The organism is Deltaproteobacteria bacterium (assembly GCA_018668695.1).
GTDB lineage: Bacteria > Myxococcota > XYA12-FULL-58-9 > XYA12-FULL-58-9 > JABJBS01 > JABJBS01.
The window spans coordinates 1-13,314 of sequence record JABJBS010000079.1 but is presented as its reverse complement, the minus strand read 5'-3'; the positions used below and the strand labels follow the sequence as shown (position 1 = coordinate 13,314).

Here is a 13,314-nt window from a genome sequence, read left to right as displayed (position 1 = left end):
GTCGTTGTCCCATGTATAGCTCCCGGTCAGTGACTCTGCTGGCTCCTGAGTATCCACCAAATCGTTACCGGAGCACTGATTGCCGTTTGCAACACTGTCTTTATAAAGCCGCAGTTCAACGCCCGTCGAATGACTTAATGTCCAAGAAGCGCTAATCGATGGGCGTAAGGCATCTTCAGAATCCAAACTTGCGCCGGTGACATATGCGTAATCGAGTTCGCCGAGAGGATAGTTTCGGCTTGCATTGCCCAGTTCAAGTCGCACGCAGTATTGCTGGCCACGAACGTATGGCGCACCGCTCGCTACAAAATCAAAGGGTAAAACAGATGCAGACTCTCCATCCCAGGCAACGCTTTGTGCCTGAATCGGCTCACCGCTACATGTCGCACTCTGGTACAAAAGTAGACGTGAGTTTGCGCCGGCCTGTCCAGTCCATGCCCCGGCGATAGTGAAGCTGGCCGCCGCCTGGTTGATGGTTCCAGACAAATCCTGAATGTTTCCGGGAATGAGATATTCTCTTGCAGCCTTAGCTCCGCCACCATCGTTGAGTTCGAATTGAGCACAATAAGTGCCACCTCTGGTAAAGGGCTGACCTGCGGAGCTGGTAAAGGTTTCCGTTTGCAAAGCAGCCGTATACGTCGCCGCGCGAACCAATACTCCGCCGCTGCAGACTTCCCCATCTCTGACCCCACCGTCGTAGAGCGAAATGGTTAACGGTGTTTCTCGTGAAAGAGAAATATTGGCGCTCAGCGATGGAGCAAGCACATCCGCAAGTTGAAGGGAAGCGGAATCAATGGTTGCAAAATCTAGGCTTCCAAGGCTTTCAGCTACCGCCGTTCCTCCGAGAACAACTCGCCCGCAGTATTCATGCCCACGCTCGATAATCGGGTAGTTCTCAGCCGACACAGTGACGCTTTGGCCACTCTCCTGTAGCGCCGAGATTGCTTGGGTGAAAAAAGCGGCTCCGGAACAATCGGCCGATTTATAAAGCTCGACACTTGAACCAGCGCCCGCAAAGCCAGTCCAAGCTCCGGATACCGTGATGGACATCTCATTTTGGCCAATGGTGCCGGAAACCGAGGGATTACCTGAGCTAATGAATACCGTGGCTGCACTTACACTGCTTCCGCCATCTTGACCTTCGAGAAGCAAACAATAATTCCGGCTTCGTTCCAAAATTGAGTGGTTTACACTGTTTTGCCATTGCCGCGTTCCAGTTGCTGCCGAGGGATGGCTCGTTGTTTCAATCTCTACACGGTTGAGGCCGGCATCAGATGCCGAACATGTATTCCCCGCCGCTACGCTGTTGCGATAAAGCGTGGTTCGTGACGCCGCTGCGTGACTCATCGCCCACTGGCCCGTCAGCAATGGAGTATCTTGCTCGGTCAAAGCCAATTCAAGACTGTCGATGTGCGCGAACTCGAGCTCACCTAAAACCACCGTTCGTGTGGCAAGCCCGAGGGTCAAACGCGCGCAATAGGTTTGGCCACGCGTAAAGTCCCCTGTAAATGTGTGGGGCAAAGCATCGCTGCTCAAGGCATCCCAGCCGATATTTTCGTTGGCAACCGATGCTCCAGTGCACGTCTCATTACCGTAAAGTTCAAGCAGCGCCTCAGCGCCGGCCCTCCCTACCCACGAGCCATCAACGGTAAATGAGCCAGCTGCCGCATCTACCGTGCCGCTCAATGCAACGATGTTATCAGGAATCGTTAATTCGATGGCCGCAGTGTCGCCGTCGGTCTGAGCAACATCCCATTGCATGCAATACGATGTACCTCGAGCAAAAGTTGCCCCAGCCGAGTTAATCCATTCATGGGTTCCTTGCTGAGCCGTATTGTCATTCACGGTCGAGAGCAGCGTTCCGCCCACGCACTGGTCACCGCTTACAACATAATCCCCGCCAAAGAGGCGGCTTGTTACCGGAGCGGGATAGCTTAGCCAATATTTAGACTGCAGAGTTGGCCATTGTGCGTCGTAGACCGTAAATTGATTTGCAGAGAAGGTCGCGAACTCGAGGGTGCCCAAAGTTGCACTCTGAGAAGCATCGCCCAGGACTATCTTGCCGCAATAATCATGACCTCTTAGCACTTCTGGATAATCCGCTGAATCAAATGCTTGGGTCACACCTGCATTTTGATTCCAAGCAATCGGCACCTGGTAAAGCGGCGCCCCACTACAATCGGTATTTCGATAGATTTCCACTGAAGAAGCGGCACCGGCCAAACCCGTCCAAGATCCCACCACATTTACAATCGCTTGCTCCTGACCAAGAGTACCCGTCACGCCAAGGCCCGTGGCCTCAACGACCACATCCCGTGCGACCTTGGAATCTCCGCCATCATTGGTAGACAGATACATACAATACGAGCGCCCACGCTTTAACACATGGCTCGCTAAACTATTCTCCCAAGCCCGCGAAAAAGTATCCGCGGCATCAAGCGTAACAGTTTCCAAAACTGAACCACCCGAGCAACTGTTACCGTCAGCTTGGCTGTTGTCGAAGAGAGTTAGAACGGTCTGAGCTGCATAGCTAAGCCCCCAGCTGGCAGAAATGCGCGGAAGGTTGGCGTCGGTTATATTAAATGTAACATCTCGAAAGCTCGCATACCCGAGTTGGCCTACAAAGACAGTTCTTGAGACCGCACCCAATTGAAGCTTGGCGCGATGATCTACACCTCGCGTGTACTCTTCTCGAAATGAGTATTCAAGGAATTCGGATGCCTGGGATTCCCAACCGATATCGACTTGTTCAATGTGGGCTCCCGTGCAAGTTCCGTTGGCGTAAAGCCGCAGCCAAGCATTGCCTCCCGCATTGCCGGTCCAGCCGCCCCCAATCCCGAATGCACTGGATTCCTGATCAACGTAGGCAGTCAAACCAGTGATATTATCAGGGATTGTATAGTCTCTGGCTGTGACCACGTTCCCGCCGTCAGTGGTTCGGAATTCCATACAATAAGTTCGGCCGCGCTCCAGAAAAATATCTTGGTCAGTGTTATCCCAATGGAACTCGCCGCTGACCTCATCGGGTAATTCCAGAAGCGCTGATACCTCAGTCCCTCCCACACACGTGTCGCCGCTGCGTGTGCTGTTCATCAGCAATCGTGTTGTCACCGCTGAATGGCGTGAGAGCTGCCAAGCAACCGTTAACGTTGGATTATCTGCATTGGACATCGTCAAATTTAAATTCGATATCCGGGCGTAGTCTTCCAGGAGACCAAGGTCACGAGTGACGCGAGCATTACCTAATTCGAGCGCACCACAATAATGCGTATTTCGCGTTAAGCCAGTCGCAGTGGTCCAAGTCTTGGTCTGATTGTTTTGCCTATCGTAGGCAACGGATTCGGAAACCAGAGGAGCCCCTGTGCAACTCGCATTTGCATAAACCAAGAGCCGTGCATCTGCCCCTGCCCGTCCTGTCCAGTTACCAGTTATGGTTAGGGACGCTGCATCTTGGTCCATCGAATAACCCAGCGAGCTACCCGGTGCCGCTAAATTAAAACCATCTGCCGTGGTACTGGCGCCGCCATCATCAACCGTCAGCTCTAAGCAATAGTTGGTACCACGCTCAAGTTCTTGCCAACCTGCACTGTTGGCCCAGGAAGGTGTCTGAGAGGTCGATGCCCCGTAACTCTGAGTCCAAATCTGGGTACCACCCGAGCAAGTATTACCGCCATCACTGCTGGCTTCATAAAGCACGGCGGTATGGGGTGCTGCATGAGTCAGTTGCCAAGCGCCACTGAGGGACGCATTGGTGGTGTTACCATTGAGGCTAAGCGAGGAAATGGATCCAAAGTTTAAACGCCCCAGATCAACGGTGGCCGTTATCTGACCAACCGAAAGGCGCGCACAGTAATCGTTTCCTCGGGTCAACCCCGTAAAGGTATGGGAAATGCCACCATTTTGATTCCAAGTTATAGCCTGGGTCCCGACAAAATTACTTCCGCAATTCGCACTGCGGTAGAGTGTAATACTCGAGTCGCCACCGGCATTTCCATCCCACAACGCATCCAGTGTTGCCGTCCCTGCGCCTTGGTCAATCGCTCCAGAAAGCGAAACATTATTATCGGGGATTGTGTATTGCCTTGCCTGTTTATTCAGCCCACCATCGTCTACGGTGAAAAGGATGCAATAGGTTAGACCGCGAACAAGAGGATGAGCTGCGGAACTCTCCCAATCCTTGCTCCCAGATTGAGACGAGCCTGTTTGACTGGTCCCCACCAAGCCCCCGCCTGTACAAGTCTGATTGTTCGTGGTGGTTGAGTTACCATACAGACTCACCGTCACGGGTGCCGCATGGCTTAACGAATAAGTTCCCCGAATTCTCGGTATCGCAGCATTTTCAAGCGCCACACCCACTGCACTCAGAGTGGCATGGTTTAAGCGGCCGAGGTTACTGGTAATCGTTCGTCCGCCCATGACCAGCCGAGCACAATAGTTTTTGTCACGGTCAAGCGTGTAGGTTTTAGAAACGCTGCCGGTTGAGTTCCAAGAAATAACCTCCGTGTGAACCACTGCACCTGTACAGTTTTCCTCAAGAACCAATTCCATCCGCGAGTTGTTCGCAGCATTATCACTCCAACTCGCGGTGATGGTCGCGGTTCCGGCCGCCTGGTCAAGTGTTCCTGACACTGCCGGATTATTGTTGTTAATCGTTCTCGCCGCCGACCGGCGATGGCCCCAATTGTCAAGAACGTCAACCTGCAGGCAATAGGAGCGATCTCGCTCTAATGAATGCCAGCCACTGGTGTTATTGAAGTCGTAGTTCACACTCGCAGCTGAACCGTGGTTAGTATCCTTAATAAGCACTCCACCGTTACAACCGGTACCACTCACACTGCTTCCCATGTAGAGCCGTGAACGTGTTTGCGCTGCCCGGTCCAGGGCCCAGCTGCCTCGAAGTCCGGGTAAAGCAGCATTTTGATTCGTAAGAGTAACCCAGCTCACCTCCGCCGAGTTTTCCCGCTCAAAGAGGACAGATGTATTGGAAATAGGTCCAGGATAACCGTAGATATAACTCTGGTGATAGTTGCGGTCGTAATTCTGAATTCCGGTCGTCACACGGTGACTGTTACGGGATGCATTGCGAAGGTTTACCTTGACGGCGTTAGAAGTCTCGTAGAGAACCACCTGGTATTCTTGCGCCGGTCCATTTGAGTACTCTCTGCCCGTATGCTGGAAAACAAAACGCCGATTCGGTGCGCTGCCCAAGGTTCCATACATGCCCGAGCTATGGTTCATATCATTCCAATAGCCGGCAATGATGGCCCGCGGACCTTGCCCCACGCCGAGTTGATTACCGTTGCAACAATATGAATGTCCGGGGTTTACGAAAGACATGAAGCCATTGGAGCTGAACCACGCCTGGGTATAGTTGTTCCCATAAAAGTCGAAATTAAACCCTAAATTATAGCCACCCCGAACGCTGTCATCAGAAAAGTTCACGTGTTGAGCATTAACCGGACCCGCTGCACCGCCCGGCGGTATAAAGCGCAACGAGACATCGTTCATAGACGAACTACGGCGCCAAACCTGGGTACCCAGTGTCCCATTTTGATTTTCTACCCCCGTGGTGTACGTGCGGTAACTTGCGACGTAGTCGTAATTAAATCGAATCTCTCCATTGGCCAGCAAGACGGCCTGGAAGGTGTTTGGACTCGTATTGTAGTAATAAGGAACACCAACCCAGTTGACGACCAGAGCTTGTTGCCCGTACGCCGTGGTTCGGCAATACCAGATACTTCCCCCTCTACTTGGGTTCAAATCCGTCCAGAGAGGCGCCACGATATTATCAGGATCATTACTGCTCGGAATAGCATCCGGCGAGTAGTCGTACATACGTGACGTTGAACCAAAACCCATAAAGCCATTGGTTCCGATATGAACGGTCGAGTAGGAGTTATTATAGAACGGGAAATTAAAGCCGATACTTACGGTTTTGTAGCCGTCATCATTGCTTGGTCCCCACCCTGTTCGAGAGCAGTTTTGCCAAGTGTAAGCCACGCTTGAAGAGCTGTGTGACGGGCCTCCACTCGCTGCAGTTAGCGATTCCCATTCATAACCAACCGTTGTGTGGCTGTACCCATAGGGATCGGCCTTGGCGGAGAAAGCGAAACCAATAATAAGCGCTATCAAAGCTGATAGAGCTTGAAAGCGTCTATTGCTCCTTGAACCACTCACGGTATGAGCACCCCGTAAACGATATCATAATCCGCACCCGCATCAGCGCCGTCCCACTCCTGCCAGACGCAATGCGCAGCAGCATTATCTCCGATAACGCACGATGGTTTTCGGCTCTTCTCCAAGCTGGTGTCTTGTCCTGGTATAGATTCACTCACCACCGCGATGGTGCCCACCGGGCTACCCGACCGGCTTAACTTGCGAAGCACCACGTCGTCGTCATCCCCCGACTCTCCCAGCGCTGCGCCCGTCACAAACCCCACGACAACGAAGCGTTCTGCGACTGGTATATCGCTGCTTGTTACTAAGCCGACCACGGGTGTCCTGTTGGTGCTCGAACCAAACTGTACGAAATCCGTGACTGGGTTTGAAAAGACTTCGAACGCACCCATCGCTCCCTCAGTGTAACCAAGGTGTATGCTTCGGGCCTGACCTTCCGCCCTGCAACCACCGTCGGCTACCCAGGCAACGTAGACGCGGTTCTGCTCGTCGTATGGGTCTACCGCTAAGCTAGGACTGTGGACGTTGCGGTCTTCCCCCGAATCACATGGTTCGTTGACGACCCACGGCCCCGATGCGCCGGTGACAAAGTAATGAATATCTGTTCGGTCGGTGAACTCGGCGTTTAACTTTCGCGCGTTCTGCCACACAATATGAGAATGCCCTTGAGCATCTACCGCAATATCTGGCCGCGTAGCACCGCTGTGCCCTGCACCCTCGTCAAAGACATTGGAAGATACTTGCGCGAGCGTCCAAGCCGCCCCCACAACCTGCGCTGCTTCGAATACTTCAAATTCTCGCTGCGCACTCGTTCCAGAGCGCGCCATGTAAGCAGCACGGATAACGTTGCTAAAACCTCCGATTGCCGGGTCATCAACGGGGGCATCCGAAGGAATATGATTACGGGTCACTGTTTCCGGTGTTCCAAGACCACCGCCGACTGTGCCATCCCATGTTCGGTAAATGATGTCGGAAACACCGCCTCGAAACCCAACACTGCCGTCATCCACCCAAACAATGTGCGCGACACCTTGGCTATCCACCACCAAGTCAGGACTCAACGCGTTGGCCGAGCCAATATCATCCGAGCTTATGACTGTGGGCGTAGCCCATAGGGTCGGACTGATTTTACGGCTCGCCAAAATCCGCGGCCGGTCGCACGCATCCGCACCACCGCAGCTCTGCCAGACAGCCATCGGGATATTATTGGGTCCAATGGCGATTTTAGGGTCCAACGAGCTAAAGGCGTCTGCTTCATTGGTTAAATCGAGGAGGCCGATGTCCACTCCTGTGGTTGGATCGCCCGGATCACTGCCCTCGCCGCCTGGTTCCTCGGCCGTAATCAGGGTGATGTCGAGGTAGACCCACTCGCTGGTTTGATTGTCTTGGTCGAAAGCCCTGATGGCCACTCGGTTGCTCTCTGCAGTTAATTCGAAATCGAAACTGAAGGTTGTGACCTCTGATAAGGGCGCCGCGACCACACCACTATCCAAGATGACGCCTGAGCGAGCAGCCTTGGTACCCGAGATCAAAAGGATGTTTTGACAGCCCGGCGTATCGCACGCGTTTACTTGCGTCGGAATCGATTGGTCTAAAACAGGTGCATTTGGCGGATCCGCTAAAGAATCGCCCCCGCCTACATCATCGATGCTCGTACAACCGGCACCCACCAACAAAATGAATACTACCCAAACAGACCCACGACATAAGGCTCCCCTGCTCACAATCGTCCCCCTATTGAATATCAAAACTCAACAATCCCGATGTTTCACGCCACCGGTGCTCCCCACGGATTGAGCTATAGAAAATTCTACCCCAAACCCAAGTTGTCCTCACGGAAGAATCGCAACCAAAACGAATAGATCCGTGGTTTCTTAGAGAAGACTTATAGAACGATCGCTGGGTGGTGGATGGAGACTTTAGCAGGTGGGTAAGTGTAGAGAAATTAACTACCGCCAGGAGGACAACTGCTTATTTAGCGAAGCTTCTTCAAAAGAGCTGAGCCGAGAGTTTGAACTTCCGGTGCATCAACCAAGATAAGTGCTGATTTAATTCGGGCCTTCATGGCGCTTCCGGCTTTGAGCTCTCCCTCACCGACCAAGCGCTCTATCACCTCAAAAATCTCTACAAGCAGATCTTCATCATCACTTTCGAGCAATTTGTTGAGCAGCGCACTCTCCTCTGGGAACCCATAGTCAGCACGGTAAGCCTTGAACGCTTTACGCAGCTTTCGGGGACTCATGGCATCCAAAACCGCCTGAGTCGCAGTCTTTTTTGCCTTCGCGGCCTCTACCATCCCAGAATCCTGAAGCTTTTCCTTCAATGCGTCCGGTAATTCAGCGCCGCCGTCAAAGAGCTTATTGAGCTGAGTCTTGTAGCTTCGGTAAGCCTGAGAGTTCGCCATTCTATCTGGTTTGGCTCCTCCACTGCCTGTTCTGTGGTTGCTCTTGTTTTTACCGGCATCAATTTCACGCCACGACTTTTTAGGGCGGTCATCATCATGTGCAGACATATCCAGAAGCTCCTTGATTGCGGTCTTGCGCTAAGGCCGTGTTCTACGGTAGCAACGCAAACCGGTCAAACCGGAAGACCGGCTATTTATACTCAGCAAAGGAGCCTACCGTGGCAAATCCTCCAAATCTCCCAACATTCGAAAAAGGTGCAAAAGTAAGCGCCGTATTCACGACCAATCAGGGTGAGTTTACCGCTAAGCTTTTCGCCGAAGAGTGTCCCGTTACTGTAGGCAACTTCGTTGGCCTAGCAACCGGACAGATTCCATGGGTGAACCCAAAAGGTGAAACTGTATCTGAGCCACTTTACAACGGAACCGTATTCCACCGCATCATTCGTGAATTCATGATCCAGGGCGGCGATCCAGAAGGCACCGGAATGGGTGGACCTGGCTACAAATTTGGAGACGAATTCGTTGCTGAGCTCAAGCACACGGGACCTGGTATTCTTTCGATGGCCAATGCCGGACCCAACACCAACGGTTCGCAATTCTTCATTACTGAAATTGCAACACCATGGCTCGACGGACGACACACCGTATTCGGAGAAGTTGTTGAAGGACTCGACAACGTTATGAAAATTGCGGGCGTAGAAACTGGTCGCGGTGATCGCCCCGTCGATGATGTTGTTATCGAAAAGGTCACCATCAACATCGATTAATCTCTTGATTGGGGCAGCGCTCTGCCCCACTCTATCTCCAACATGATTTCAGCCGTGATAGCTCAGCTACTGAGTGTGGTCATTTGCGCCCAATCGGGCGCCACCGATGATATACCGCCGCCGGCAATTCCTAGCGGTATGGATTTACTTTATGGCAACCGCGTTGCTGTGAATCAAAACGGCGAGCCGGCCGTGGCCGTCGGGATCATGACCGGCCAAAATAAAATAACCATTGGCTCTACAGGAACCTTCTCACTCGATTTCTACGAGCAAAGTGTTCACAAACGAACTCAGGTTAGCGGTAAGCACCGCCTAAAAGCCCGCGTCATCGAATCCACACCCGCGCGAACAAGCCTCTTTGTTCAGTTCGAAACCGTAGCTCACAGTCAACAAAATACCGTCCCCAACAAGATTAAACTATGGCGAGAGCGCGGATTTAAGAATGTTAAGGCCCTCGAGGACGGAACGGTCCTTGGCGTTGGTGGAAACGTCATTGATACCCGCAATATTCGCATCATCACACGAGCTGAAACCGAAAAAGAAGCGGATCAGATTGTGGCGACCACCTACAGCCAATTTCAAATCAGAGCATCCGTACAACGGCGTATTCATAAGAGACCGTGGGGAAGATTAGAGATCACCCTAGACGGTCAACCCTTGGGTGAAGCCACCAGCTACATTCGCCTCAGTCCTCAAAACGTCGACTCTGTATTGCGCGTTGAAAAAGTGGAATACGGAAAAGGCTACAAATGGCATGGCTACCAAGCTCGAAGTTATCGCGGCGATATTTATGTGGTGGTCGATGCAAGCGGTAAGCTCGCCGTGGTCAATGTATTAGGTGCTGAGGCAATTTTAGCTGGTGTTGTGCCATCTGAAATTTTTGCCACAGCCCACCCAGAATCTTTAAAAGCCCAAGCTGTAGCCGCCCGGAACATCTTGTTCTCGCAACTGGGTCGGCGCCATCATGCTGACCCATTCCATCTCTGCAGCGCTCAGCACTGCCAGGTCTACGGCGGTATCACCAAAGAAAAGAAAACCACCACACAAGCAGTTATCGATACCACCGGCGTTGCTCTTTTTAAAAAAGGTAGACTGGTCAACGCTACCTATTCATCAACCTGTGGCGGCTACACTGAGCACAACCATTTCGTCTGGGGAGACATCGCCAATGCTGCGCTCCGTGCAAAGTCCGATATGGTCACTCCGAACCGTCGTTTCGATTCAGGTATCAATTCCAGCAATATTAGAGACTGGCTCAACTCGCCGCCCAAGACATATTGCAATCAGGCGAGCAAAATGAGGTCTTCGACGTTTCGTTGGACCCGCCGTTATGGGTTCCAGGAACTCTTCTCTATTATTCAAGAAAAATCTCCTAAAATCGGACGCTTGAAAGATGTACGAATCCAAGGTCGTGGCAAAGGTGGAAGAGTTAAAAGCCTCGAACTTATCGGAAGTCTGAGTTCCCACACCATTCATTACGAACTACCTATCCGCCGCTTCTTCAACAATTTAAAGAGTGGAACCTTTGTCGTAGAAAAAGAGCGCGACCCCAGTGGGCTGATTGATGCCTTAATATTCTCCGGCGGAGGCTGGGGTCACGGTGTTGGAATGTGCCAAATGGGTGCAATAGGAAGAGCCGAGGCTGATTACGATTACCAAGCCATTCTCAAGCATTATTACAATCAGCCTGATCTTAAGAAGCTCTACGAAAAATCGACACTGTTAACCGACTAGTCCTTTGCTCTTTTCAATCTTCATTCCATCCTGTAAGCCCCACATTATGCCTTCAACTAATCAAACACCCGTACTCGTAGGAATCGCCGGTGGTACCGGATCAGGTAAGAGCACCGTTGCTGCCAATATTGCGGCCGGATTGCCCGCCGATAAAGTAGCGGTCATCGACCACGACAGCTACTACAAGCACCACCCCGATATGCCCATGGAAGAGCGGGAGCTGCTCAACTATGACCACCCCGACTCGCTGGACAACGAATTGTTTATCAAGCATTTGGATATGCTTCGCGCTGGCCAAAGTGTGGAAGTCCCATCGTACGATTTCCGTACACACGGACGCACTCAAGCCACTCGAACTTTGTTGCCTGCCCCGGTGGTTATTGTTGAAGGTATTTTGGTTTTTGTCGACGAAGCCATCCGCGACCGTCTCGACGTGAAAGTATTCGTCGATACAGACTCCGACATCCGAGTAATACGCCGTATCCGTCGTGATATGGAGGCACGTGGCCGAACCTTCCAACAGGTCCGGGAGCAGTATTATAAAACCGTTCGGCCCATGCATCTTCAGTTTGTGGAACCGAGCAAGCGCTGGGCGGATATCATCATTCCAGAAGGCGGCAATAACCGGGTCGCACTTGACCTGGTTCTCGGAAAATTACTGCAAATTTAGGAATGCCTAAAGGCATCTTTCGTTTGAGCAACGACATCCGATATTCCGCCGACATAAGGCAGCGCCATACCCACCATCAAAAGCATGTTAAGCGGATAAAGAACCATTGCGTAGGTAGCGGCTTGACCTGCCTGATAATCAAACAACGACAATCCGAGAACCAAAGCAGCTTGATAGGTGCCCAAAAAACCGGGTGCCGATGGCAGCATAATCGCAAACACCAAGACACATAGAATAAGAGGAGCCGCCACCCAAGGCAGCTTCATACCGCAAGCAGCAGCCACACCGGCAACCACCAGCGCATTCGCGCCCCAGTAGCCAACCGTTGCCCCAAAAACCGCCAGAATATTCCGAGGCCCCCGTAACACCTGTAAGCCTGCTACGAACGCCTTCATAAGCTCCCAAACCTTTTCCCATAAACTCGGTGCCAAACGACCCATTGTCTGGAGTCCCACAAGCTCTATCCATTGGGGGCGTGTTGCCATTCCAACAAGCGCAAGCGCTGCAGTTGAAAAGAGCAAACCCGAACCGATGGCTGCACCAAAAACAACTTTATTCTCAGTCGCCGCGATAGGCATAAACGGAATCAAGGCCCAAAACACGCCCGAGATAAGTAGTCCGTCCAATACTCGTTCAAGAGCAGTTACACCAAGTCCACTGCTAACAGGTACTCCTGAAACCGACTTTAACATGGCCGGCCGTGAAAATTCACCTAGCCGTAAAGGAAGTAAAATCGTTAAAGCATTTCCCACAATGCTAATTCTTATTTGTTCTCGAAATGAAACTACACCAAGCGGGCTCGTTAGAAGGATCCAACGCCCCAACCGAAACAGCTGCATTGGAATGAATAAAGTGGCGCTTACAAAGAGCAGCGGGGCATCAAGATTTCGGTAGACTTTCATCAGGTCAGTTGTATCCAGCCCACGAAAGACCCAATACAAGAGAACCAAGCTAACAATAAGCCCCGGGACGAATCGCCTAAATCCCCTCATACTTATCGCTTCAGAGGGACGACATCGAAATGGTCCGCGTTGTTCGTAAGTAAGGTTGGATTCTCGGAGAACATTCGCATGAAGCCATCATCTCCATAACGTTTTCGAACATACTTAGATGACTTGGCTATCCACTTCTCCGCATCCCGCGGAAAGTGCAGATCGCTGGCCAACACATGGCATTGCCCGTTATCCGCATACCGAATGGCTCGTTTACGGGCCCGCCGGCCGTAGAGGTCCGCAAAGCTGCCTAATTCAAGCTGCATCAAGATACCTCGTTCAACAAAGCGCTCCACCGTATGGGGTTCGATGTATTTATAGCGCTCGGGGTGGGCCAAAATCACTCGATAACCCTTCATCTGAATGCGGAAGATGATCTCCTCAGGGTTGGGGATCGGCTGCCAGGGCAGCTCAACCAACAACCACTTACCCTTTCCACCAATGGGCACCACCGCTCCGGCGTCGATACGGTCAAAAAGGCTGGGTCTTAAATGGTGCTCAGCGTTCGGCAAAATCTCAATATCAATGCCAGATTCCACCAAGGCCTGATTGAGTTCCTTGCGCCGCTCG

At 52.0% G+C, this 13,314-nt stretch carries 8 protein-coding genes; 3 read left to right on the top strand and 5 right to left on the bottom strand.

Annotated features, from left to right (window positions below):
* From HOK28_04405 to HOK28_04395, 3 genes are all read right to left on the bottom strand, one after another.
* The coding region (locus HOK28_04405) for a hypothetical protein (GenBank protein ID MBT6432309.1) at window positions 1-6,177 on the bottom strand (6,177 nt) is incomplete at its 3' end.
* Window positions 6,174-7,901, bottom strand: a complete 1,728-nt coding sequence (locus HOK28_04400) for a hypothetical protein (GenBank protein ID MBT6432308.1) — start codon at window positions 7,899-7,901, stop codon at window positions 6,174-6,176. The genes HOK28_04400 and HOK28_04405, both read right to left, overlap by 4 nt.
* Before the next feature lie 251 nt (window positions 7,902-8,152).
* On the bottom strand, window positions 8,153-8,689 hold the full coding sequence (locus HOK28_04395; GenBank protein MBT6432307.1) for a hypothetical protein: 537 nt from the start codon (window positions 8,687-8,689) through the stop codon (window positions 8,153-8,155).
* 110 nt (window positions 8,690-8,799) lie between these two features.
* On the opposite strand from HOK28_04395, the gene HOK28_04390 reads away from it, so the two are divergent.
* Genes HOK28_04390 through udk form a run of 3 tightly spaced genes read left to right on the top strand, consistent with a single transcriptional unit; the run spans window position 8,800 to window position 11,752 of the window.
* Window positions 8,800-9,348, top strand: coding sequence for a peptidylprolyl isomerase (locus HOK28_04390; GenBank protein MBT6432306.1), 549 nt, complete (start codon window positions 8,800-8,802; stop codon window positions 9,346-9,348).
* Window positions 9,349-9,402: 54 nt separating this feature from the next.
* Window positions 9,403-11,082 carry a SpoIID/LytB domain-containing protein gene (locus HOK28_04385; GenBank protein ID MBT6432305.1) on the top strand — a complete coding sequence of 560 codons (1,680 nt, stop codon included), beginning with the start codon at window positions 9,403-9,405 and terminating at the stop codon, window positions 11,080-11,082.
* A 46-nt stretch (window positions 11,083-11,128) separates the two neighbouring features.
* A complete protein-coding gene (gene udk, locus HOK28_04380) occupies window positions 11,129-11,752 on the top strand; it encodes a uridine kinase (protein ID MBT6432304.1) in 624 nt (207 codons plus the stop codon).
* On the opposite strand, the gene HOK28_04375 is transcribed toward udk, so the two are convergent.
* Both HOK28_04375 and HOK28_04370 read right to left on the bottom strand, forming a co-directional pair.
* The gene (locus HOK28_04375) at window positions 11,749-12,744 is read right to left on the bottom strand and encodes a flippase-like domain-containing protein (protein ID MBT6432303.1); all 996 of its coding nucleotides are present in this window, start codon (window positions 12,742-12,744) and stop codon (window positions 11,749-11,751) included. The two genes, udk and HOK28_04375, sit on opposite strands and share 4 nt — an antisense overlap.
* A gap of 2 nt (window positions 12,745-12,746) precedes the next feature.
* Window positions 12,747-13,314 (bottom strand): hypothetical protein (locus HOK28_04370; GenBank protein MBT6432302.1); only part of this gene is annotated, 568 nt, incomplete at its 5' end.